The sequence below is a fragment of the Pedobacter sp. genome, from assembly GCF_965279535.1.
Taxonomy (GTDB): domain Bacteria; phylum Bacteroidota; class Bacteroidia; order Sphingobacteriales; family Sphingobacteriaceae; genus Pedobacter.
The window spans coordinates 3,585,038-3,609,981 of the sequence record NZ_OZ257244.1 but is presented as its reverse complement, the minus strand read 5'-3'; the positions used below and the strand labels follow the sequence as shown (position 1 = coordinate 3,609,981).

Below are 24,944 nucleotides of genomic sequence, written 5' to 3'. Positions count from 1 at the left end.
ACCTGCGTGTTAATATTACAAGGACTGCTCTAAATTAACTTCAAACATTAAACGACGAAATGCAAAACACAACATTAGGCCAACTCAAAAAAACTGACTATAAATCAAGATCTGTTAAGGAAGAACTGCGTGAAAACCTCATCAAAAAACTGAGGGGAAATAAAGCAGATTTCGAAGGTATTATAGGCTATGATGAAACTGTAATCCCTGAATTGCAAACGGCTATACTATCACGCCACAACATTTTACTCTTAGGCTTACGCGGGCAGGCGAAAACCCGTATCGCCCGCCTGATGGTTAATTTGCTGGATGAATATATTCCTTATGTTGCGGGAAGTGAAATTTTTGATGATCCCCTAAATCCTATATCCTGGTATGCAAAAAATGAAATTGCAACCAAAGGTGATGATACAGAAATTGCCTGGCTGCATAGAAATGAACGCTATACAGAGAAATTAGCCACACCAGATGTAACAGTTGCTGATCTTATCGGGGATGTTGACCCGATTAAGGCTGCAACCTTGAAATTAACCTATAATGATGAACGCGTGATTCACTTTGGTTTAATTCCGAGGGCGCACCGGGGTATTTTTGTGATTAATGAGCTACCAGATTTACAAGCACGTATTCAGGTAGCCCTATTTAACATGCTACAGGAAAAGGATATCCAGATCAGAGGATTTAAACTGCGTTTACCATTAGATATCCAGTTTGTATTTACCGCTAATCCGGAAGACTATACCAATCGCGGAAGCATTGTCACACCATTGAAAGACAGAATTGAGAGTCAGATTTTAACGCATTACCCTAAAAGCATTGAAATTTCCAGAAAAATCACTTTTCAGGAGGCGAGACTAACTGCCGAACAAAAAGCCAATATTGAAACCGATGGTCTGGTTAAAGATTTAATCGAACAGATTGCATTTGAAGCAAGAAAAAGTGAATATATCGATCAAAAATCGGGAGTTTCTGCCCGTTTAACGATATCTGCCTACGAAAATTTAATCAGTACTGCAGAACGCAGAATGATTATTGCTGGAGAAAAAGACACTTTTGTGCGGTTATCAGATTTAGCGGGAATCATTCCGGCCATAACCGGCAAAATTGAATTGGTATATGAAGGAGAACTGGAAGGTCCTGCTCATGTAGCTACCACGCTAATTGGAAAAGCAATTAAATCTCATTTTGCAAGGTATTTCCCGGATCCGGAGAAAGCAAAGAAAAGCAAAAATGCAAATCCATATACTGAAATAGCAGAGTGGTTTACTGAAGGAAATAATCTGGATGTTACGGATACTTTAACCAATGCCCAGTACAAAAAAGCATTGATGAGTGTACCAAGTTTATATGATTTGGTTAAAAAGTTCCATCCGAGATTAAGCGAAAACCAAACCCTGTTATTGATGGAGTTCGTATTACACGGCCTTGCTGAATATTCGCAGTTGAGTAAGAACTTCCTTAACGGTGGATTTGGCTTCTCAGATATGTTTGGCAGTTTGTTTAATGCCGAATTTGACCAGGAAGATGAAGACGACTTTCGATAGCCGCCAATTTCTTTAATTTATTTAGCTTTGAGCAATTTCTTCAATGAAAGGAATCGCTCAAAGCTTTTTTTATATCACTATTATATCTAAAATGGGAAGATTACCTCTACTACTGGCCGCCTGCATTTTCATAATTGTATTTGACATTTACTGTTATAAGGCCATAATTGCTGTTTTTAAGAAATGGAAGCCCAATACCAAGAAATTTTTCGCTATAACCTATTGGGGATATAGCCTCCTGCTGATTATCGGCGTGTTTGGCGGAATCTATCTCAATCTTTTTCTCACCCTGCGTGCGGTAATACTGGTAGCCTTCTTTCTAACTGTTGCCTGTAAGCTGGTTATGCTCCCATTCCTGCTGATTGATGATTTGAGAAGGGGTATAATCAAGGTATTAAGGATAACTAAAAAGAAAAACAAACCCACAGCAACACAGGCCATCAGTGAGGCTGAGCCCATTACCCGTTCAGAATTTTTAGTGAAAGCCGGACTGGTTGCCGCAGCTGTTCCACTTACCTCGCTAAGCTGGGGCATTGTTTCTGGCGCATACGATTATCAGATCAGAAAGGTAAACCTGATCCTCCCTAATTTACCAAAAGCTTTTGACGGGATTACCATGGCCCAAATTTCGGATATCCATTCAGGTAGTTTCTATAATAAAACCGCCGTTAAGGGAGGTGTAGAAATGCTGTTGGCAGAAAAACCAGATTTTGTATTCTTCACAGGTGATTTGGTAAACAACTTAACCAATGAAGTGAGGGATTATCAGGATATTTTTGCGAAGGTAAAAGCTCCACTGGGCGTATACTCTACTTTGGGCAATCATGATTATGGGGATTATACTTTCGGAAAAAATCCATCTCCTGCAAGAACGAAAAACCTGAAAGACATGGTAGATGTTCACAAAATAATGGGTTACGATTTGCTTATGAACCAAAACCGCAGGTTAAAGGTTGATGGTGAAGAAATTGGCATTATCGGTATAGAAAATTGGGGGATGGGTCGTTTTCCGAAATACGGAAAAATGGAATTAGCGGTACAACACACTGATGATTTGCCCGTAAAACTTTTGCTAAGTCACGATCCCTCACACTGGCGAGGGGAAGTACTTCAAAAATATCCTCAAATAGATGCAATGTTTAGTGGCCATACCCACGGTATGCAGTTTGGTGTACGTTTTAAAGAAGCACAATGGAGCCCTGTTCAATACATTTACAAAGAATGGGCAGGTTTATACCAAGAGCAACACCAACAGCTTTATGTAAACGTAGGTTATGGATTTTTAGGTTATCCGGGCCGCGTTGGAATCTTACCAGAAATTACTGTTTTTACACTCAAAAGAGCATAATGAAGGATTGAATTTTGAATGAGTGAATGTTCAAGCCCCCATTCACTCATTCTATAATTCTCTCATTCAATCATTCAATATCCCCTATCCTGCGTTAAAGCGATATCCAACACCCCTAACTGTTTGTAATAATTGAGGGTTATCTGGATTAAGTTCTATCTTCTTACGTAAACGTACAATGTGCATGTCTAAAGTTCGGGTGTTCACATCAGAGTTATAACCCCAAACCACTAACATCAATTCATCCCGATTGATTACTTTTCCTGGATTTCTCAAGAAATACAATAAGATACGGTTTTCCAGGATCGTTAATTCAATCTTTCTGCCCTCTCTGAATAAGGTATGAATATTAGGGTGATGCTCCATGTTACCAAAACGATGGATTTCTGCAGAATCTTTATTCACAATGAATTTAACTTTGCTTTCTAGCATGGCTACGAGTACATCCATGTTAAAGGGCTTGGTAATATAATCGGATGCTCCAAAATTATAAGCATCGATTTTATCTACATCTTGTGCTTTCGCTGTCATCATGATAATCAGGTTCTCAAAGCCTTGCTTGCGTACATTTTCACAAACCTCAGCGCCTTGTTTGCCTGGCATCATCCAATCTAACAAAACGATGTCTGGTTGATCTGCCAGGATCATTCTTTCTCCAGATTCACCATCATTAGCTTCCAGAATAGTGTAGCCTTCAGCTTTTAAGCGATGGGCAACTAAAAAACGAAGATTCTCATCATCTTCAACAATTAATATTTTTACTTCCTTAGACATTTTTGTGTATTTAATTTACCGCTATTCGTACATTTATTACAAGTAGAAACAGCAATAACATATTAATTTAATTATTATATGGGAGTACAATTTTAAATTCTGTACCTGTCCCAACTTTACTTTTTACTGTAATTTCGCCCTCCATAAAGTTAACCAGTTCTTTGCAGAAAGCCAAACCAAGTCCAACGCTACCCATTTGGTTATATTCATTCTGAATCCTGAAAAACTTTTTGAAGATATTATTTAATTCTGATGCAGGGATTCCAATTCCTTTATCTGCAAACCTGAATACCAATACTCCCTTAATCAATTTCGCCGAAATATGAAGTTTTTTCTGCTCAGGCTTCGAATATTTATACGCATTCTCTGCTAAGTTATCGAATAAACTACCCAATAACACCGGATCGGTAATAAAGGTTTTGAAGCCCAATACCTCGTAGGTAATCTGAAAATCAGGATGCTTTAGTGTATGAGACTCTATGGTACTTTCGATAAAATCTTCAATATTTACCTCTTCCTGGTTTAGTTTTATGGCTTTATTCTCAATCTGGGTAAATGCCAGTAACTTATTCATCAAGCCATTAAGCTTGTCAGCCTCCTCATCTAAAATTTTCCCATATAAATTAAGCTCTCTTTCAGACAAGTTTGTGGCACTTTTAATGTTGTTTCCTGCTATTTTAATTACACTAACAGGCGTCTTAAATTCATGCGTAAGGTTATTCACAAAGTCGTACTGCAGTTTAAACATCTTACTATTGATATTAAGATTTCTATATATGAGGAAAGCCACTAATAATAAAACGCCATAAACCAGCAGGAGCACCAGCGCAATTGGCATGAAGTATATAAAAATCTCTTTCTTAATGTATGACTTTGAGGAGATCAGGTATAACTTAAAGTCGGAAAAAGCACCCGGAAGTGCGATTTCTGTTGTGATGCTTTCTTCCGAAGTATCAATAGGGTCATATGTAAGCGGCTCAATGCGGATGGTTTGATACAACAGTGGCCTGGTATTTACAATTTTAATCTTATTGGCGTCGAGTTTAAAAACCAGCACATCCTGCTGGTAAACAGGGGCTGGATCAAGCTTTCGCCTAACCATATCTTTATAGGTTTTTAAATCTTCCCTCCGGGGAATATTGAGATAAGTAATTTTATTGTCGTTAGAATTAACAATAGAAAAATTGGTAAATAATTCCTCTTGGGTAGGCACTGCTGTAGTATCCAGATCTTCTACAAATGTGGCCAGCTTAATGGCCATGGCATTAAAATCATCGCCCACATTGAAAGATCGTGTATTATCTTCTGAATAGATTTTTACAGAATCAGGGACAACGTTTTTACCAAATTGAAAAATCGCCTTGGGACCTATTCCAAGATGATTGGCGTTTACACCATCCCTCACTGGAACGTTCTTTACTTCAGTATCGTAAAAAGTAACTTTAGATACAAAAGGATATTTTAGAATCACCGTGTCAACAAATCTCGAAGCGGTAGCAGAATCGAGGTAGCCATTATAATAGGATATCTCGGGCATTTTATTCTGAAAAAAATCGTTGTAAGGCTTAATACTCTGTTCCAGAACATTTACTTTTTCAGCAACAAAATCATTTTCGATTGACTTTTTACTGTAATTAAATGCTAAAAACAGGGAAAGAATAAAAAGTATCGATATCAAGCCGATAAAGATTATTCCAAGGGAGAAATTCTTACGATAACCTGCTTTTTTATCCAAGGCCATAACCTATTTTTTATTTAGGTTTTCGTGTAAAAATTCTTCTAAAGCCTTGTATAATGCTGTTCTGCTTTGTTGGCGCATCACCCAATTCGGCCCTTCTTCCTTCTCTATATAAGTTACCGGAACATTGCGTTTTTTTAGTTCTTTGATAAACTGAACCCCTTCTGCAACGTTAACGCGGGGATCTTTAGGGTTTTGAGCAATAAAAACAGGAGATTTAAATCTATCTGCATGGAATACAGGTGATGCAAAACGCATGTATTCAGTATCTGTAACGGGGTTACCCACAATTTCGTAGTACATCTGTAAATTCGACTTTAAGAATGGTGGAATGGTTTTCAGATAACTGAATAAATTGATTACGCCTGAATTTGATCCTCCACAAGCATAAATATCGGGATTTTTATACAAACAGTTTAATGCAATATAACCACCGAAACCATTTCCATAAATGGCTACCTTTTTCGGATTGACGGTGTTTTTTGCAACCAGCCACCTTACCCCGTCATTTACGTCTTCCTGGATTTTATCGCTCCACTGCTTAAGCCCCGCAGCATAAAAAGCTTTTCCATAGCCGGATGATCCCCGATAATTAACTTGGAGCACAGCGTATCCGCGGTTGGCCAAAAATTGCACATCAGCATTATACCCCCATGAATTCCGCTGGCCGGGACCATTGTGGGGAACTACTACTAAAGGTAAATTGGAAGCCTTTTTCCCTTTGGGTAAAGTTAAATAACCGTTAATAGTTAAACCATCTCTGCTCCTATAACAAATAGGTTTCATTTCGCTCATATCCTCTTCTTTGATAGAAGAGTTGATATCTGTTAGTTTTTTCAGCTTATTCTGGCTCGCTGTATACAAGTAATAAGAGCCCGGGTTTCTATCTGTAAATGTTCTCACCACAAAAACACTATCCAGCTTATCCTTATCCATGATGCGCCATTCTGTGCCCGGCAGCAACTGCTCTATTTTGGTATACGCCTGTTTAGTATTTTCGTCCAGGTAAAACTTATTCTTTTTCCAGGTTTCGCAGGTTACGAAAATCATTTTCCGTTTGGTACGGGAATATTTTGCATCTACAACATTTAAAGTATCATTGGCAAACAGCACGCGTTTTTCCTGCCCAGTTTTCAAATCAAGGGCAACCAATGCATTTTTATCTCTATTCACATTGGAAATCGCAAATAGCACATTCGGTTCATCCTCGGAGAAGGCAATTGGTTGCAATGTAGTTTTAAAGTTATTGGTAATTACCGGGCTAAATGGCTGACTTTCATTTTCCCTGTACATCAATGTTTCGTTAACCCCATCGCTTGCAACAGCAATTTTTAAAACACCTTTATTATCCGTCATCCACTCTGTGACATTACCGGGGTTTTTTGCGGCAATATCCATTTTTCCGTTCCGCACATTTAACCGGTATAGATCAAAAACGGTCGAATCGCGACGATTCGATGCCACAATAATATATTTATCATCAATGAGCTGATCTTCGATTACCTGAAGCCTGTTTTTTTCATTTGAGCCTAACTGAACCTGCTTACTGCCATCTTTATTAATTACAAATAGATCAGATCTTCTTTCTTTAGCATCATCTTCCGTGTAATAAACCAATTCATTGTTGCTGGTCCAGAAATAAAAACTGATGCTTTTATCGGTTAAGTGTGTAAGCTGAACAATTTTTCCTGAAGAAAGATTTTCTACAAAAAGATCAAGTTTTTTATCCTGTAATTTGAGGTACGATAAAGATTTTCCATCAGGAGATATTCGATAATAGGCTTTGTCCTGTGTTTTGAAGAAATCATCAACGGGTATAATCTTCTCTTCTTTGAAACCTTTACAAGCCCAAACCATAACGATTAATACCAACACAATTATTCTCTTCAACATAAAAAAATCTTTACGGGACAACAAAAATAACTATCCCTACTGCTTAAAAACGATATACACCAACAATGTTACCTTGCGTTTGGCAAATTACGGTCGGGTTCAATTTAGTATTTATAAAATATACACAAAACAGAATACAGGTAACATTTAAAATACGTTTTATTGTTATCTGAGCTTTATTGAAAGATGTATTAAAATGTTACATTTAAACCATATAAATTTGATTTATGAATCGCTTGCTTTTGTTTCTTTTACTCATTTTCACTGTAAATGCATCTGCCCAGATTTTTCGGCCAGGGCAGCAGGTGGCGCCGGATGAAAGTGCTTTAGCAGTTCAATACTATCAGGATGGCGATTATGAAAAAGCAGTTGTACTTTTAGAAAAACTATTTTCTTCTCCTAACAACGAAGCCTATTTCGATCTTTATTTTACAGCTTTAATCAAATTAAAGAGATATGAGGTAGCAGAAAAAGCGGTAAAAAGAGCAATTAAACAAAATCCCGGTTCAGATCTTTACCCCATAGCCTTAGGAAAACTTTATCAGGAAAGGGGAGATATACAAAATGCCAGTAAAGTTTTTAATGATATTATAAGCAGGCTCCCTAAAGATGAATTTAAAATCAGGATGCTGGCCAATAACTTTTATCGTTTTGAGAATTATGATTTTGCTGTACAAACCTTTAAACAGGGTCGCAAATTATTAAACAATGATCAGATTTTCGTTTTTGAACTTTTAAACATCTATCGTTTTAAGAAAGATAAAGCCATGCTGATGCAGGAATACCTTGATGCTATGGGCGCTATGCCGCAGTTACTGGCTCAGGCACAATCGGTACTTCCTTTGGTTTTTGATGATAAAAGCGACTATGAAAACTTCCAGGCGGCTATTCTAAAAAAAATCCAAAAAGAGCCGGATGCAGAGATTTATGTGCAGCTTTTAACCTGGAATTATATTCAGCAACGTGAATTTGACATGGCCCTCCGCCAGCTGATAGCCTATGACAAAAGAACTAAATCTGATGGCACCATGCTTTTTAATGCCGTTTATACATTTGTAGACAACAGCGCTTATGAAACAGCAATTAAGGCCTATGAATACCTTTTAACAAAAGGGAAGGAAAATCAGTATTACCTCCCTTCAAAAATAGAACTCCTTAATACTAAATACAATTTGCAGCTTTCTGGCAAATACAATGTGACTGATCTGGATCTTTTAGCTAAAGACTATCAGGTTTTAATGGAGGAAAACGGAAAAAATAAGGGAACACTATTTGCAATCAAGCGACTGGCGAATCTTCAGGCATATTATCTTAATCAGCCGTCAAAAGCAGAAATTGAACTTGAAGCGGCCCTTCAATTGCCAGGACTTACGCTTCAGGATATTGGACAAATTAAACTCGATCTTGGTGATGTATATATCCTAACTAATCAACCCTGGGAAGCTTTTTTAGTGTACGAGCAGGTGAGTAAGCAATTTGAAGGACAACCCATTGGCAATGAAGCGCGTTTCCGCAGCGCGAAACTCTCTTTTTATCAGGGAAATTTCGAGTATAGTAACGGGCAATGTCTGGTTTTGAAATCAGCCACCTCACAGTTGATTGCTAATGATGCATTGAATTTAAGTCTGTTAATTTCTGATAACATTCAAACCCCTACCGATAGCAGCGCATTAAAAATGTACGCAGATGCAGAAATGCTCAACTTTAGAAATCTTCCTGCACAATCTGTCAAAAAATTAGATAGTATTGCCATCGCCTATCCACAAAATAGTTTATCAGATGCGATTATGATGAGCAAAGCAAGGATTTTCATCAAAACCAATGAGTTTCAAAAGGCAGCAGATATCCTAAAGAAACTTACAGAAACGTTCAAAGATGGTATCTGGACGGATGATGCCCTGTTTACTTTGGCTGATTTGTATGAAAAAAAGCTGAACGATATTGTACAGGCAAAGCTATACTTTCAAAAATTAATTACCGATTACCCGGGAAGCATGTTTAGTGCCGAGGCCAGAAAAAGATTTAGAACCCTCAGGGGTGATGGAGTTTGATATGGATCATTAGGCATTAGTTCATTGGTCAATGGCCATTAGTTTATTCCCTCATTTATCCATTCTTTCATTCAATCATCCACTCATTCAATCATTCTCTCATTCATTCATCCACTCATTCAATAATTCAATCTTCATTCTCTTTCTTATCTTTGCACATGCTTTTATACAACGTAACTTTAATTTTAGAAGATTCTGTAGCCGAAGAATGGCTTCAATGGATGCAGGAAGTACACATTCCACAAGTAATGGGCACTGGTATGTTCGTTTCTCACCGATTGCTAAAAGTGGTCGATTCACCTAATGAGGGTGTTACCTATTGCGCACAATATGTAGTAGACAACCTTTCCCTTTATAATGAATATCAAGATAAATACGCTCCTGAACTACAGGCAGAACTAAACGAAAGATATAAAAATCGCTTCGTTGCTTATCGTACATTAATGGAATTTGTAGGCTAACTTTAGTCTCCAGAAATTAGCGTAGTTTCTGATTATTCTTGTGTCTGTTTGCATCGCGGATACTTTTCTTTTCCAGATTCTGCTCCAATGCTGAGGTTAAGTCTATACCGGTTTGGTTGGCAAGGCAAATGAGCACAAACATAACATCAGCCATCTCATCTGCTAAATTCACCTCTTCGTCGCTTTTTTTGAAAGATTGCTCGCCATATTTTCGGGCCATAATCCGGGCTACCTCACCTACTTCTTCCATCAGAATTGCGGTATTGGTTAATTCGTTAAAATAACGGATGCCAGTTGTGTTAATCCATTGATCTACGGTTTCTTGTGCTTCTTTAATGGTCATGTTGGTCCTCTTCTATTTCTTTTTCAATTCTGCTGTTAATATCAATCTTCGCATTTTCGAGTAAAAAAACACTTGCCCCCTTTTCCCGGGCATAGGGGTTTCTTACTTCCCCAATCCGGATAATCCTTTCAAAAAAGGGTTGTTCCTTTTTCCTTTCCGGATCTTCTTCATAGGGCGCTCTAATTAAGATTACGTGCTTTATAGGCTTCTCCAGCTTAAACCAATACAAATAATCGGCATTGTAAGAAACTACATTTATATTTTTAAATTTTGAATAATAATTAATCGCTCCTGCTTCACCATAATTATCTGATCTCACCAAAACTGCCGATTTATCTTTCACCCGCGCATAGGCCATATCTGTAAGTTGGGCCAATTCTCTCCAACCCTGCATATCTGCATAGTCCTGCGGAAGCTGATGGTTTTTACCATCTTCCCAACGCAACGCCCCTACCCTTTCAAATCGATGTTGATGAGCAATGATTTGTTTTGGTGAATATACGGGCATAATGAGTGGCAAAATATAGATAAACGAACCAATCGTAAACAAAATTAATAATCCCGCCAGTATTTTAAGCCGAGCCAATTTTTCTCCTAAGTAGCTTGCTCCAAAAACCAGTATGATGGGGTATAAACCAAGCGCATAGTAATCTTTTGCCCTGAAATAACAGAACACCGAAAGGGTAAAAATATAAGTCAACATTACCCATCGATAAGCTTTAAACGGCTTGTAAAATATTAAGCTGAGTACCCCAGCTAATAATACAAAAATGGTGTTCGCAAAAAAGAGTATCTGATGCAATAAAAAATCTACCCGACTTACATTTACCAGTTGGCTCCTTTGCAACTCCTTCATGTGGGAAATAACCGGAAAATGGTGAACAATCTGCCAGATTACATTTGGGGAGATGATCAGCAAGCCGAGCAATGCAGCAAAATAAAAGTGTTTGTGCGTAAAAATTTTACGATTTGAAGTCAACAATAGGGCCGGTAACAATCCAGCCAGCAAAAAGAGGATATTGTATTTATTCAGAAAGCCCAAAGCCAGCCAAATTATCGCCCAATATATTGCCCGGTGATCTTTTTGTCCAAAATAAACCAAAAGGAAATAAAACACAGCTGTCCAGGCCAGCACATCGAATGAATTAGGCTGATAAAGCGTATTTAACCTTAAAAAAGCAGAGCACAAACAAGCAATGGCAACAAGGCACCTGGCCAAAAGATTGCCTTTTAACAACCCGATACTTTTCCAGCAAAAGTAGATGGTCAATGCGCCAAACAGGGCAGGAAAAAGTCTTATCCAAAAATAGCCATTACCCATAACCTTAATCAACCAGGAGAAAATAGCTGTTAAGGGCGGAACAGAGGTATAACCTGCTGCCAGGTGATTGGCCTGATCGAGGTGCAGGAATTCATCTCGATGAAGTTCATAAATATTATTAACCAACAGGAAAGACAAAGCTATTTTGAGGAATAGAAAAAAAGACAATATCAACTGATCTTTATATAGATGGCTGTCTTTTCTGATTGTCTCTAGCATAATCTCACGATTAAATTTTACTTATTCTTTGTTCTTGGTATCGATCATAATGGTAACCGGACCATCATTTACCAATGTGATTTTCATATCCGCACCGAAAATACCTGTCTGTATCTTCTTATTGGTTAGCACAGCAAGTTTTTGAATCATTTGTTCATATAACGGAATGGCTACACCAGGTTTTGCCGCTCTGGTAAAGCCTGGTCTGTTCCCTTTTTTTGTTGAGGCAAATAAGGTAAACTGACTGATGAGCAAAATATCACCATCTACATCTGCCAACGCTTTATTCATCAGATCATTTTCATCACTAAATACCCGCATACCGACGATTTTTTGAGCCAGCCAGTCTAAATCTTCAACTGTGTCGGCTTCTTCAATCCCCAATAAAACTAAAAATCCTGTTTTAATTTCGCCTGTGGTATTTCCATCAACTACGCAACCTGCTTGTGTAACCCTTTGTAAAACTGCCCGCATTTTATACTATTTTTGGAGGAATAAAATTGATATGCGCAAGATAGGTATTTTAATAATTTCTACCTTTTTATTGGTAACAGGTTGCAAAGAGAAATCCATTATACACCCCACATTCTATTACTGGAAAACCATTTATCAGGATAAAAAAGTAGAAACCGACTACCTCAATAGATTCAAATCGCCCGCGCTTTATGTTCGCATAATGGACGTAGACATCGATCCTAATACTTTAGAACCTGCACCTGTTTCACCCATTACTTTTCGAGACCCCATACCTGTTAAAACTACAATCATACCCGTAGTTTACCTGGTAAATAACCTATTTAACTCGATCGATTCAAATAAAAGCAATGTTCTTGCCAACCATATTGCCAGATTTGTTGATGCAAAGGTTAAGCAAGCAGGAAAAACCAGCTATTCGGAGCTACAAATTGATTGTGATTGGACCAAAACCACGAGAGATCGCTACTTTACTTTTCTGCGCCAACTTCAGGATCAACCTTTGCTAAAAAATAAATCAATATCGGTCACTTTACGACTACATCAGGTAAAAAATATCATTTCCAGTGGCATCCCTCCTGTAAAGAAGGCTATTTTAATGTGCTATAATATGGGGAACCTGCGTAAATACGGCGAACAGAATTCCATTCTAGATTTAAAAGAAATGAATACCTACCTTAAAAAAGATCTGGAAAATTATCCGCTGAAGCTAGACGTGGCCTTACCGATATTTGAATGGGCCGTTATTTTTAGAAATAAAGCGTATGCCGGGATCTCTAAACGCCTGAACAAAAAGCAGATTTTAGATCCAAAAATTTTTAAGCGAAGGGGATCATCAATCTTATTTGATCTGTTGGTTAATCTTCCTCAAGCCGGACTTAAAAAAGGGGACGCAGTGCGCTGGGAAGAGATTACTCCAGACGATTTGCTTGCTTCATCCAAATTTTTATCCCGATATTTAAAGCCAGATGATCGAAACCTGGTTTTTTATCATCTGGACATCGACCTATTAAAACATTATACCCATGACGACTTTCAAAAAGTTATCGCTAATTTCTAGCGTTTTCTTCCTTTTTTATTTTGGAGAAATTGCCGTAAATATTGCCTGTGGCGGCGAAGCAGATCCCTACGATTATTACATTACCTATTTTCACAACAACATCCAGGGGGATGAATATGCGCCTTTTGCATTCAACAAAATGGTTTCGCTTTATGATGATCAGGAGGTTAAAGCTGAGTCGGATGTGAATAGCGAGGATTGGGCTAAAAATCTTAATGTAAAAGCACAAGATGTTAAACAGGTAATGTATCAAACGGATAGTGCAACCGAAGTAAAATTATCGGCTTTCAATGGAAACCTAAATGTGTTACCAGATAGTCTTAAGAACAATACTTTTTTACAGGCGATGGCCAGAAAAAAGGATTTGCTACAATACTATCAGTTTGCAAAGGCTTGTGAACCGCTGGCGAACGTAGCATTCGATTTGTGGGATCCGAAACCCCGGGATACTGCCGCAATGCAAAACAAAGCTCAGGAAGCTTTAAAATTCGTTAGCTCAACTAAGGACGATTTTTTGAAACTTCGTTACGCCTACCAATCTGCAAGAATGTCTCATTATGGCGGAGACTACCCTATGTGTAAATCTACTTATGAGCAATATATTAAAACGGCTAAAGGCAATAGCCCTGTAAAAGGCTGGGCACTGGCACTTTACGCTGGTGCAGTTAGAAAAACCGGCAACCCTGGCCAATCCGCCTATTTGTTTTCTAAGGTGTTTAATGCTAACCCTGAACGTAGAAACCAGGCTTACAGAAATTATTATTATACAGATGCTCCTGCAGATGCTGCATTAAAGTATGCCAAGGGTGATGCAGAAATCGCCAATATCTGGGCGATTAACGGCTTTGGGAATTATGATTATGACCTCAAAAGCTTGAACAAAGTTTACCAGCTCGAACCTAAAAGTGTGATCAACGGAGTGCTGCTATTACGAGAAGTAAATAAATTAGAAGAGGCACTTATTAAAAGCAGCGATATCGCCAAGGTTTCCTACAGCTATTATTTTGAAGAAGGAAGATCTTCTAAATATAACGACAGCCTTAAAGCAGCTAATTTAAAGCATCTCCTGGCCACCAAGGATTTCTCCCTAAAACTGGCCAAAGAAAAGAAATATCCTGAACCTGATCTAGGTTATGTGACCGCTGCATATTTATCCTGGATCGAAAACAAGCCAGATCAGGGAACATTGTATTTATCCAATATTAAGAATTCTGAGAAGCTTAGCACTCGATTGAGAGATCAGGTGAGGATTGTGAAATTGCTGTTAGAATCAAGCAAAATTAAAAAGGGAGCTACATTTAACGAAAATGAATTGGTTGCCAGCTTAAAATGGTTAGATGAAAAAAGGTTCGCAGAAAACCCCGTAGCCCCAAAGAGTGACTATTATGATTCCTGGGGCAATGCAGACAAAAGATTTACCCTGACAACCAGGAATTTCTACCAACAGATTTTAGCGCCAGCATACATGAGTTTAGGCGATACGGCTAAAGCTGCATTGGCCATGGTTAAGGGCGATTTAAAATACAAAATCTTGTCGCAAAATTCACTTTTCAAGAACATGAGCTACCAAACGCTTTCGTTCTGGCAACGATATTTAAGTCCGAAAAGCATGCAGGGTTTGAGCAACTACAAAACGAAATCAGGCACAGAAGATATGCCTGGATTATTATCGAAAGCCTTGAATCAGCTTAGTAATGATGATTTTTATGAATTGTATGGGACAACATATCTCAGAACCCATCAATATGACAAGGCTGTGGAAATGTTCAGCAAAATATCAGCTAATTATCAATATTTTAGTCCTCAAAACTGGTACGCCGGAGATGACAACAAACTCTTCGCCAATCCATTTATTGAGACCATAAAAGATTATCCTAAAAATTACGCCAGTAGTAAAACTGCAACGACTAAAAGAACGTTTGCACAGCAGATGTTGCGTTTGCAAAAATTAACGCTTAGCGATAAGAAAAATGCAGCTTACTACTATTATAAAATGGCCAATGCAATATACCAAACAGGATATTACGGCAACAGCTGGTTTTTAATAAGCTACGATTGGTCATCTTATGATAATTTTAGCAAACCTAAATATAACTACGATGTAGATTATAAAAAGGCACAAACAGCCAAAGCCTGGTATTTAAAGGCCCGCGCATTAAGCAATGATCCGGATTTTAAAGCTAAGTGTACTTTTATGCTGGCCAAATGTGCACAAAAACAGATTATTCTGAATGCCTATCCATTATCATTTAGCTGGTACGACAAAGATGATGTGAAGTTTAAAGATTTTATAACAGCTAATTATAACAATCCCTACTTCAAAGAACTAAGACTGAAATACAAACAGACACCATTCTATCAAAAGGCATCTGGTGAATGTAGTTATTTAGGGGACTTTATCGGAAAATAGGTTTATTAGTCCGAAGTCTTTAGTCCGGAGTCTGTATTTAGAAAATGAGAAAATCAATCAGAGCGTTAAGAGGGGCTGTTAATCCTACTCTTAACGCTTTCTTTTAAGGACACAAGACTACTGACTAAGTACTGAGGGCTTAATCTACCATCTGATCAATGCACTGGCCCAGGTAAAACCAGAACCAAAGGCTGCCAGACAAACCAGATCACCCTCTTTTATTTTTCCAGCTTCCCAGGCTTCACAAAGGGCAATGGGAACCGATGCGGCGGTGGTATTGCCGTATTTTTGAATGTTATTAAAAACCTGATCATCATTTAGACCAAGTAGTTGTTGTACATATTGACTGATCCGTAAATTGGCCTGATGCGGCACCAACATATCGATATCTTTCTCGCTAAGGTTATTGGCTGCCAAAGCTTCTTTGATCACCTCGGGAAATTTCACAACGGCTTTCTTAAAAACTGAAGGTCCATCCATATAAGGTAATGCTGCTCCACTGTTTAATATTTCTTCGGTCATAAATAAACCACCCAATTCCTGATCAGGAAAAGCAGGTTTATCTTTCATCCATTTATTGGCATGAGAGCCAGGATAATACATCGCCAAAATCTCAGCATCAGCACCATCGCTATGCAAGTGGGTACTTAAAATCCCCTTTCCAGGCTCATCAGTAGGTTGTAAAACAACAGCTCCGGCGCCATCACCAAAAATAACGGATACATTTCGACTTCGGGTTTCAAAATCCATTGCAAAAGAATGCTTCTCACTCCCAACAACCAGAACATTTTTATACATACCTGTTTTAACGAATTGATCTGCTACCGATAGGGCATAAACGAAACCCGAGCACTGGTTACGGATATCCAAAGCACCGATTTCTCCCATTCCCATTTCACGTTGTAATAAAACACCACAACCTGGGAAGTAATAATCTGGACTCAGTGTAGCAAAAACTATGAAATCGATATCTTTCGGTGTAATGCCTGCGCGATCTATAGCGATTTTCGCAGCCTCAATACCCATGGTGGTAGTGGTTTCCTCATTCCGATCTGCAAACCTTCGCTCCTTGATCCCGGTACGTTCCTGGATCCACTCATCACTCGTCTCCATGAAACGGCTCAAATCGTTGTTGGTATATACATTTTTCGGAACGTAATACCCTATTCCCGCAATTTTAGATTGGTGCATGGTCATTATTTATAATTTGGTCTTACAAAGTTAATCATTTATTAACGAAGGTATTATTGAGCCTTCAGCAACAAAATCTTGAAACTTGATACTAAATACTTGATACTAATGATTATTTTTGCAAATATGTCTACAGAAACCAAAGAAGAGACCTTTACGCTCGAAGAAATTTTAACTTCCCTTAAAACGGTACATCGCCTGATATTATGGAACGATGATGTAAATACTTTCGATCATGTTATTTTTTGCATGATGAAATATCTGGATTACAGTGAGTCTCAAGCAGAAAAAATTGCCTGGAAAGTACATAACGAAGGTAAATGTGCCGTACTGGAAGGTTCATTTACAGAGATGGAAGTTTACAGGAAAATTTTGCAACAAGAAGGTTTAACGGTTTCTGTTGACTAGTTCTGTTTTGTAATTCACATCTTTAGTCAAAACCAATTACTTCCGATCATGCCTGGTGAGGTTTAGTGCCAAAAAGCTAAGCCGGTTAAAAACAAATACCTCAATGACCTTTCGGATAGTTATCTGGAATGTGAATTGGCTGAAAAGGTGTTCTTACCAGATGCAGAATTCAAATCAGTAAAAAATCTAAAGGAACAACTACCCCAGCTTTTTAAACAACTCGTTCATCTCTGATTGCGTAGTTTGTGTTTTATCTTTAGCGTACCAGCCATGAAGCTTTTCAGCAATGACGGTCATTTCACTGGTTTCCTGCTTCCACTCTTTTAAAAGGTGCTGTAAAATTTGAGGACGAGGAGCCCAGCTCAATAATACTTCATTACCAGTTTCATCTAATACCAAAAGTACAGGAATAGCCCTTCCCCCATTGGTTAAGTGTGCATCAATTAAAGAAAGATTTTGATCACGAAGTACAAATTTTAAATCCAGTTTTCCGGCGGAAGCCACGGCTATTTTGTTAAATACAGAAATAATCTGCGCTGCATCGCCACACCAGCCTTCGGTAATAACCAGCAATTTGTAATTACCTTTCAAACGCTCAATGGTTAAAATTAATTCGTCGGTTAAGTTTGCTGTTTTATCTACCCTGCTCATCCGTTGAACATTCATTTTGCTGTAGTGCAACATTGCTTCAGTGTTATCTGGGCCTGTTGTTTTACCTTCTGCCAGCAAGCGGTCTACCATTTCACGGTAAGTAGTATAATCTAATCCTTGTTCCTCAAAAATTTCGCGATAATTAACCATAACATTTTCAAAATTACAGCGCAAAGGAAAGGAGAAAAACGGTGTAAATAATCATCCGTTTGCAAGAAAACGACAGGAAAAATTAATGGTTTGTCAGAAGTTTTTTTCTGTCATCCCGGCCGATAGCAAAGCATCTATTTAACAATTCATGCAGGATTCATCCGAATTGGAAATGAAACACTCGCTACACAACTTGCAAGCTTTGACTAGGAACCATTTAAGCAGACATCAATTTACTTACATGCTGCGTTAAGGCTACAAAATCTGCAACCGTTAATTGTTCTGCACGTTTCTCAAAATAAATATGATTATCCATCTTATCCTTTGGCATTACAGCCGAAACTGCATTGCGCAAGGTTTTTCTTCGCTGGTTAAAACCAGCCTTGACCACCCGCCAAAATAACTTCTCATCACAATCCAATTGCTCAGTTTCGTTTCGCGTTAACCTGATTACAGCAGAATGCACCTTGGGCGGTGGATTAAAAGTTCCTGGTTTTACGGTAAACAGGTATTCAATTTTATAGTAAGCCTGAAGAAAAACACTTAGAATGCCATACTCTTTAGTACCGGCTGGTGCGGCACATCGCTGAGCCACTTCTTTTTGAAACATGCCCACCATTTCTACTACCTTATTTCTGTTGTCTAAAATTTTGAATAAAATCTGAGAAGAAATGTTGTATGGAAAATTGCCGATAATGGCAAACTGGTTAGGAAAAATAGAATCAAAATCGAGCTTTAAAAAGTCGCCATTAATTAAACGGTCGCCAAGCTGCGGGTATTTATCATTCAGGAAATGAAACGACTCGGTATCGATATCGATAAGATAGGTCTGCAAATCTTCACGTTGCAATAAAAAATCAGACAAAATCCCCATCCCCGGTCCTACCTCCAGTACCTGATTATATTTATCAGTATTCACCAAACTTTCAACAATGCGATTGGCGATGCCTTTATCGGTTAAAAAGTGTTGCCCTAAATGTTTCTTTGCTTTAACTAAACTCATACCTGAACCCCAAAAGGAGCTTTAAAATTGAAAATATCAGCACAAAGATAGCGTTATTATTGCTTTGCAAATAACTCCCCACATTAGCCTGATTCATTTTTTTTAAAGTGTTTAAGCTAAAATCAGTAATTTGCGCTAAAATTTTTCATTAATTATGAGCAATAAACTTAAAATTGGTATCAGTATTGGCGATGTAAACGGTATAGGTTTAGAGGTAATTATTAAAACCTTATCTAACCCCGTTATTTTAAATTACTGCACACCAATTGTTTATGGCCACACCAAAGTTTCCTCGTTTCACCGCAAGGCAAATAGCCTCGGAGATTTTAGCTTCAACGTAATTAACCATGCCAATCAGGCACAAGCTAAAAGAGCCAATATGATTAACTGCTGGGAAGAGGATGTGAAGATTGAACTGGGACAGGTAACCGAAACGGGCGGCAAATATGCGCTCTTATCTTTAGAAAAAGCCACCAGCGATTTGGTAAACGGTGATATAGACGCATTGGTTACTGCCCCTATCAACAAACACAATATCCAATCAGAAACTTTTGCCTTCCCGGGGCACACCGAATATTTACAGGAAAAAAGTGGCAGCAAAGATGTGTTGATGTTCCTGATAAGTGAGGGTCTTCGTGTAGGTGTAGTAACAGGGCACATTCCGGTAAAAGATGTTCCTGCTGCAATAACCAAAGATAAAATCATCAATAAACTTAAACTCATTAATGAAAGCCTAAAAAAGGATTTCTGGATTGAAAAACCGAAAATTGCTGTTCTTGGGCTTAATCCCCATGCCAGCGATAATGGCTTATTAGGCTCCGAAGAAGCCGAAATCATTACCCCGGCCATTCAGGAAGCCTTTGATAAAGGCATCATGTGCTTTGGCCCATATCCAGCCGATGGCTTTTTTGGGAACAGCAGTTACAAACAATTCGATGCTGTATTGGCCATGTATCATGATCAGGGCCTTATTCCCTTCAAAACCCTGGCTTTTAGCAATGGTGTTAACTATACTGCAGGACTAAACTTTGTACGCACCTCACCAGATCACGGAACAGGTTACGATATTGCAGGGAAAAACCTCGCAGATGAAACTTCATTCAGAGAAGCACTTTTTGCAGCCATCCACATTGTAAAAAATAGACGTGAGCAAGAAGAAATGTTAGGAAATCAATTGAGATCTGGTGGAAAAATTGTAGAAACACAGTTTGACATTAAGGACGATGCTTCTTAATGGTGTTACAAGATGTGGGTTGTGAGTTATGAGGCTGGGGGCTTAACCTACTCAATACTCACCACCTCATATGCCCGAAGCATTTTAGCATGACCTTTTTTAATACCCTCAATCAATAAGCTGATTAATTAGTAGAAAAGCAAACCTTGTTTTATCGGCAACTTTCGCCCTGCTATTCATTTCAATCTTTTTGTAAGCATCAGAAGCTTTGCGAGATTTGTATTTCAAAAAGGATTCCCATTACTATGAGGTTTACTTAACTCCAGACAGGGCGAAGATTAAAGGGTTTTTGAAAGTAAACTTTTAATCTTTAATTTGCGGGCATTAAACCAAACGCTACTCTTATTGAAAACTGCCCAATGCTTTATTTATGCAATCCTATTGTCTTTTTTGGCATTCTTCTCCGCTGCATTTTATAAAAAGGATACATACCATTTAGTACAGCCTAAACCTGTTCAAGAGCGCTCAAGCTCACATAAATCAAAGTTAATCTACTCCTGCACGGCTACGTTAACAGGAAACGGATGTGTTGGCAGTGAGCTCACTGTAACCAGCACCAGCGCCATTGCTACTATTTCCTGGTTATTGGATGATGTTTCAATATTAGAACAAAGCAACATTAAACAAAATAATGGTGTCATTGTCGCAGGAGGAAATGGAAGTGGCGCTGCCCCTAACCAACTCTATAATCCAAATCGAATATTTGTGGATAGAGCTGGAAATATATATATACCTGACATGGCCAACAATAGAGTTCAGAAATGGGCTCCCGGAGCTGTAGCTGGTATTACTATAGCAGGAGGAAACGGCACAGGAAATGCTTCCAACCAGTTTAACAGACCTACTGCTGTAGCGGTTGATGGCCTCGGAAATCTTTATGTCGTAGATCAATCCAACTCCCGCGTTCAAAAGTTCAGGCCGGGAGCAACCTCTGGAATAACAATAGCCTCATTTCTCAATTTACCTACCGGAATTTGTATTGATGCACAAAATAATGTTTATGTATCCGAACAAAATGGACAACTGGTTAGAAAATATACCTCAGGAACGGCCCCAGGAATAATAGTTGCCGGAGGAAATGGTTACGGTAGCGCTGCTAATCAGCTTGCTGCCCCTACCGGTTTATTCATAGAAGGAAGCAATTTGTACATCTGTGATACAGACAATTACCGAGTACAAAAGTGGATTATAGGCGCCAGCGCCGGAACAACTGTTGCCCGTACTTCTGGCAATCCCCTTGGCGTATATGTAGATGGAAGTAAAAATATCTATGTATCAGATTATACAGGCTACGCGGTTCAAAAGTGGCTGCCTGGCGCAAGTTCAGGCACTATCATTGCCGGTGGCAACGGCCAGGGGAACGGCCCAAACCAGATCATGCCTACGGGCATTGGAATGGATGCTTTCAATAACCTATATGTTTCAGATTTCCTAAACGGCCGCATCATTAAATTCTCCAACATCTTCACGGGAACATACACTACTTTAAAAGCCGGAACCTATCGGGCAAAAATAACAACAACTGATGGCTGTATAACAACTTCAAATCCCATTCAGATAAGTGAAAACCTTGTTCCTAAGATAACCATTTCGGCAGACAGAGAGATAGTTTGTGATCTTTTCCAGCCAACATTTACTGCGGTTACTGAATTTGGTGGGGTTAATCCAGTGCTACAATGGCAAATAAATGGAAGAGATGTTTCCGGAGAGACCATGAACACTTTTAAACCAAGCAGGCTAACATCAACCGATGTCGTAACCTGTACGCTGATCAGTTCCGAAACCTGTGTCACAAATAGATTGATATCCAGCAGCAGTATTTCACTAAATAGTCCAATTACAGATGCTCCGGCTGTTACCATTCAGGCAGACCAATCGACAGTGTGTAAGGGAACACCCATCAAATTCAAGGCTACAGCAGTCCGGGCGGGAGAAAACCCGCTATACCAGTGGAAAATAAATGGAAATGACCTGAATGCGAATTCAGACATTCTGGAAATTGATGATCTTGAAGATCAGGATAAAGTAAGCTGTACAATTGTTAGCAATGCTCAAAATTGCCAGGTAACTTCTAGCGCAACGAGCAATGTAATTATCGTTACAATCAATCCCATGCTTACACCAGGGATTAGCATAGAGGGCGACATTAGCAAGATATACAGCACATCTACAGTTAATTTTACAGCCACCACAACCAACGCGGGAACAAATCCACAATACCAGTGGTTTGTCAATGGAATTCAAACCGGAGAAAACAGTCGTTTTTTCAGTAAAAACAATCTACAACAAGGAGATCAGGTCAAATGTAAATTAACTGTTACCACCCCATGCTCAATCCTGAATAACATAACTTCTAATATACTAAACATTGATGTTATCAAAGTTGTCCAAATTAATCCCGCAAATGCTTTTAGTCCTAATGGCGATGGCGTAAACGATCTATGGCAGATCCCAGATCTTCACTCGTTTGCCAATTGTAAAGTATCGATTTTTAACAGATACGGAACGCTAATATTTTATTCCAAAGGTTATGATCATCCATGGAAAGGAGACTACCGTGGCAACGCCTGTGAACCGGGTGTTTATTACTACGTTATCAACTTAGATGGGCAAAAAATCTTAAAAGGTAGCTTGAGTATTATTAAATAAATGGTAAACCCAACAAATTAAGCTAAGATTGAATTTTCATTGCTTAACTTTAATAAACCAAAAACTACAGTAATGAAAACCAAATTATTTATAATAACCAGCCTATGCGCAATTTTTTTATTGAGTAACCGTGCCTTTGCACTAGACGTATACCTGGAATATACCATGACAACCTCGGGCAGTAAACCCATTACCAGCAAGATGTATGGTAAAAATGGAGATCTGCGTACTGAAACAAATATGATTATTGCAGGCAGGCAAATGTCTACCACACTGCTTATGCTTAAAAATCGGCCAGGAGTAACGCTTGTTTTTAATTCGATGAACAAAACCTACACCGAAGCAAAAATGAGTAATAACGCAGGTGGAAATATTGACATTACCGTTTTAGGAAATGAAAAAATTGGCAACTACAATTGTTCTCATGTAAGAATGACTGCCGAAGGTAAATCATGGGATGCCTGGTATACTAAAGAACTGCCAACCTTTGATTTTCCAATGATGGGAAATAATGCCAACACGAAAAAAGTTCTCGCTCAATTAAAAAGCAAAGGTATATCAGGTATGCCAGTAAAAGTGGTGATGTATAAACCTGGCACCAAAACACCTACACTGACTATGTTGCTGACCAAACATGAGGCGAAAGACCTAAGCCCGTCACTCTTTACCATTCCTGCCGGCTACAAAAAAAGCAGCGTAGACTTTGACGCCAATAAGCTCAAAAATATGACCACTCAACAAAAAAGGGAAATGATGGAAAAATTGATGAAAGAACAAATGAAACATTAGTGACACTGGCTAATTTTAGCTAAAATTGTGCCCTCAGAAAAAATGATCAGCACCTCATCACCCAAATTTGTTCTACCTGTTATTGTTATTGGTCAGTTCCTGTGTACCTCATTGTGGTTTGCAGGCAATGCAGTACTCCCCGATCTGGTTAAGAACTTTACATCCGGTGTAAATCTTTTAGCCAATTTAACCAGTATGGTGCAGTTTGGCTTTATAACCGGAACATTCATATTTGCATTATTAGCCATATCCGATAAATTTTCTCCCGCTAAAGTATTCTTTGTATGTGCTTTGGCAGCGGCTTTTTTTAATCTGGGGATCTGTTTAGTGGCAAACGAAGTAACCTGGTTACTCCTGTTCAGGTTCTTAACCGGGTTTATGCTTGCCGGGATTTATCCGGTAGGAATGAAAATTGCATCCGATTATTTTCAGGCAGGCCTGGGTAAATCTTTAGGTTTTTTAGTAGGTGCTCTGGTACTTGGTACTGCATTTCCACATTTACTTAAAACACTCACAGCCAATTTCCCCTGGGAATATGTCATTTATGCGACCTCATTGCTTGCTTTAATTGGCGGATTAATGATTTTCCTCTTTGTACCTAATGGACCATTCAGAAAAGCTGGGCAGCAGCTCAAATTGAGTTCCTTTTTAGATGGCTTTAAAAACCAGCAGTTCAGATCTGCCGCATTTGGCTATTTCGGCCACATGTGGGAGCTGTATACTTTCTGGGCATTTTTACCCAATATATTTTTGGTTTACAATGCCAACCATGCGAATAGCACAATCAATATTCCTTTATTTACCTTCCTGATCATTGCCTCGGGTGGTATCTCCTGCATGCTGGGCGGGCTGCTCTCTCAAAGATTTGGAGCTAAAAATGTAGCCACAACAGCCTTATTACTATCAGGTTTATGCTGCCTGTGTTCTCCATTTTTTTTATATGCCGATTCTGTTTTCATATTGCTGGCCGCACTATTTTTTTGGGGGCTGGTAGTCACCGCAGATTCCCCGCTGTTTTCTTCTTTAATTGCTCAAAATGCGCCTGAAGCTTCACGTGGAACATCCCTTACCATTGTAAATTGTATTGGCTTTGCCCTTACAATTGTTAGTATTCAAATTGTTAATGTGTTATCAAAACAGCTGAATTCTCAATATCTTTATATGATTCTGGGTGTAGGTCCGGTGTTAGGACTTTGGGCACTGAAAAATAATTACCGAAAAAATAAATATTAA

At 38.6% G+C, this 24,944-nt stretch carries 20 protein-coding genes; 11 read left to right on the top strand and 9 right to left on the bottom strand.

Going from position 1 to position 24,944, the window contains the following annotated elements; genetic code table 11:
* Window positions 1-59: 59 nt before the first annotated feature.
* Together ACQY77_RS14700 and ACQY77_RS14695 are read left to right on the top strand one after the other, a co-directional pair.
* Entirely contained in the window at window positions 60-1,544 is a 1,485-nt protein-coding gene (locus ACQY77_RS14700; RefSeq protein ID WP_421941406.1) for a sigma 54-interacting transcriptional regulator, read from the top strand.
* Between the two features lie 91 nt (window positions 1,545-1,635).
* Window positions 1,636-2,892, top strand: a complete 1,257-nt coding sequence (locus ACQY77_RS14695) for a metallophosphoesterase (protein WP_421941407.1) — start codon at window positions 1,636-1,638, stop codon at window positions 2,890-2,892.
* An 84-nt stretch (window positions 2,893-2,976) separates the two neighbouring features.
* Here ACQY77_RS14695 and ACQY77_RS14690 read toward each other — a convergent pair whose 3' ends face one another.
* From ACQY77_RS14690 to ACQY77_RS14680, 3 genes are all read right to left on the bottom strand, one after another.
* Window positions 2,977-3,666, bottom strand: coding sequence for a response regulator transcription factor (locus ACQY77_RS14690; RefSeq protein ID WP_421941408.1), 690 nt, complete (start codon window positions 3,664-3,666; stop codon window positions 2,977-2,979).
* A 67-nt stretch (window positions 3,667-3,733) separates the two neighbouring features.
* Window positions 3,734-5,407 (bottom strand): sensor histidine kinase, encoded by a 1,674-nt coding sequence (locus ACQY77_RS14685; RefSeq protein WP_421941409.1) that lies wholly within the window; start codon window positions 5,405-5,407, stop codon window positions 3,734-3,736.
* 3 nt (window positions 5,408-5,410) lie between these two features.
* On the bottom strand, window positions 5,411-7,297 hold the full coding sequence (locus ACQY77_RS14680) for a S9 family peptidase (RefSeq protein ID WP_421941410.1): 1,887 nt from the start codon (window positions 7,295-7,297) through the stop codon (window positions 5,411-5,413).
* 227 nt (window positions 7,298-7,524) lie between these two features.
* Here ACQY77_RS14680 and ACQY77_RS14675 point away from each other — a divergent pair, with 227 nt between their 5' ends.
* Together ACQY77_RS14675 and ACQY77_RS14670 are read left to right on the top strand one after the other, a co-directional pair.
* On the top strand, window positions 7,525-9,348 hold the full coding sequence (locus ACQY77_RS14675; RefSeq protein ID WP_421941411.1) for a tetratricopeptide repeat protein: 1,824 nt from the start codon (window positions 7,525-7,527) through the stop codon (window positions 9,346-9,348).
* A gap of 158 nt (window positions 9,349-9,506) precedes the next feature.
* Entirely contained in the window at window positions 9,507-9,809 is a 303-nt protein-coding gene (locus tag ACQY77_RS14670; RefSeq protein ID WP_421941412.1) for a DUF4286 family protein, read from the top strand.
* Between the two features lie 16 nt (window positions 9,810-9,825).
* On the opposite strand, the gene ACQY77_RS14665 is transcribed toward ACQY77_RS14670, so the two are convergent.
* Genes ACQY77_RS14665 through dtd form a run of 3 tightly spaced genes read right to left on the bottom strand, consistent with a single transcriptional unit; the run spans window position 9,826 to window position 12,166 of the window.
* The gene (locus ACQY77_RS14665) at window positions 9,826-10,152 is read right to left on the bottom strand and encodes a nucleotide pyrophosphohydrolase (protein ID WP_421941413.1); all 327 of its coding nucleotides are present in this window, start codon (window positions 10,150-10,152) and stop codon (window positions 9,826-9,828) included.
* Window positions 10,142-11,692: an ArnT family glycosyltransferase gene (locus tag ACQY77_RS14660; RefSeq protein ID WP_421941414.1), complete on the bottom strand. Its 1,551-nt coding sequence runs from the start codon at window positions 11,690-11,692 to the stop codon at window positions 10,142-10,144. The genes ACQY77_RS14665 and ACQY77_RS14660 overlap by 11 nt, the downstream gene beginning before the upstream one ends.
* Window positions 11,693-11,713: 21 nt before the next feature.
* Window positions 11,714-12,166, bottom strand: a complete 453-nt coding sequence (gene dtd, locus ACQY77_RS14655; RefSeq protein ID WP_421941415.1) for a D-aminoacyl-tRNA deacylase — start codon at window positions 12,164-12,166, stop codon at window positions 11,714-11,716.
* Between the two features lie 31 nt (window positions 12,167-12,197).
* Between dtd and ACQY77_RS14650 the strand changes: the two genes are divergently transcribed.
* On the top strand, window positions 12,198-13,226 hold the full coding sequence (locus tag ACQY77_RS14650; RefSeq protein ID WP_421941416.1) for a hypothetical protein: 1,029 nt from the start codon (window positions 12,198-12,200) through the stop codon (window positions 13,224-13,226).
* On the top strand, window positions 13,192-15,636 hold the full coding sequence (locus ACQY77_RS14645; protein ID WP_421941417.1) for a hypothetical protein: 2,445 nt from the start codon (window positions 13,192-13,194) through the stop codon (window positions 15,634-15,636). Before ACQY77_RS14650 ends, ACQY77_RS14645 begins: the two co-directional genes overlap by 35 nt.
* Window positions 15,637-15,780: 144 nt before the next feature.
* On the opposite strand, the gene ACQY77_RS14640 is transcribed toward ACQY77_RS14645, so the two are convergent.
* Window positions 15,781-16,827, bottom strand: coding sequence for a 3-oxoacyl-ACP synthase III family protein (locus ACQY77_RS14640; RefSeq protein ID WP_421941418.1), 1,047 nt, complete (start codon window positions 16,825-16,827; stop codon window positions 15,781-15,783).
* A 126-nt stretch (window positions 16,828-16,953) separates the two neighbouring features.
* Here ACQY77_RS14640 and ACQY77_RS14635 point away from each other — a divergent pair, with 126 nt between their 5' ends.
* Window positions 16,954-17,235: an ATP-dependent Clp protease adaptor ClpS gene (locus ACQY77_RS14635; protein ID WP_421942377.1), complete on the top strand. Its 282-nt coding sequence runs from the start codon at window positions 16,954-16,956 to the stop codon at window positions 17,233-17,235.
* Window positions 17,236-17,433: 198 nt separating this feature from the next.
* Here the strand turns inward: ACQY77_RS14635 and ACQY77_RS14630 are convergent, their stop codons facing one another.
* Together ACQY77_RS14630 and rsmA are read right to left on the bottom strand one after the other, a co-directional pair.
* Window positions 17,434-18,036: a thioredoxin family protein gene (locus ACQY77_RS14630; RefSeq protein WP_421941419.1), complete on the bottom strand. Its 603-nt coding sequence runs from the start codon at window positions 18,034-18,036 to the stop codon at window positions 17,434-17,436.
* A 217-nt stretch (window positions 18,037-18,253) separates the two neighbouring features.
* Complete coding sequence (gene rsmA / locus ACQY77_RS14625; protein ID WP_421941420.1) at window positions 18,254-19,039, bottom strand: 16S rRNA (adenine(1518)-N(6)/adenine(1519)-N(6))-dimethyltransferase RsmA; 786 nt, start codon at window positions 19,037-19,039, stop codon at window positions 18,254-18,256.
* A 154-nt stretch (window positions 19,040-19,193) separates the two neighbouring features.
* Between rsmA and pdxA the strand changes: the two genes are divergently transcribed.
* The 4 genes from pdxA to ACQY77_RS14605 all read left to right on the top strand — a co-directional run bounded on the left by pdxA (window position 19,194) and on the right by ACQY77_RS14605 (window position 24,944).
* Window positions 19,194-20,273, top strand: a complete 1,080-nt coding sequence (pdxA, locus tag ACQY77_RS14620) for a 4-hydroxythreonine-4-phosphate dehydrogenase PdxA (RefSeq protein WP_421941421.1) — start codon at window positions 19,194-19,196, stop codon at window positions 20,271-20,273.
* Window positions 20,274-20,618: 345 nt separating this feature from the next.
* On the top strand, window positions 20,619-22,922 hold the full coding sequence (locus ACQY77_RS14615) for a gliding motility-associated C-terminal domain-containing protein (RefSeq protein ID WP_421941422.1): 2,304 nt from the start codon (window positions 20,619-20,621) through the stop codon (window positions 22,920-22,922).
* Window positions 22,923-22,994: 72 nt separating this feature from the next.
* Complete coding sequence (locus ACQY77_RS14610; RefSeq protein WP_421941423.1) at window positions 22,995-23,711, top strand: DUF4412 domain-containing protein; 717 nt, start codon at window positions 22,995-22,997, stop codon at window positions 23,709-23,711.
* Between the two features lie 27 nt (window positions 23,712-23,738).
* On the top strand, window positions 23,739-24,944 hold the full coding sequence (locus ACQY77_RS14605; protein WP_421941424.1) for an MFS transporter: 1,206 nt from the start codon (window positions 23,739-23,741) through the stop codon (window positions 24,942-24,944).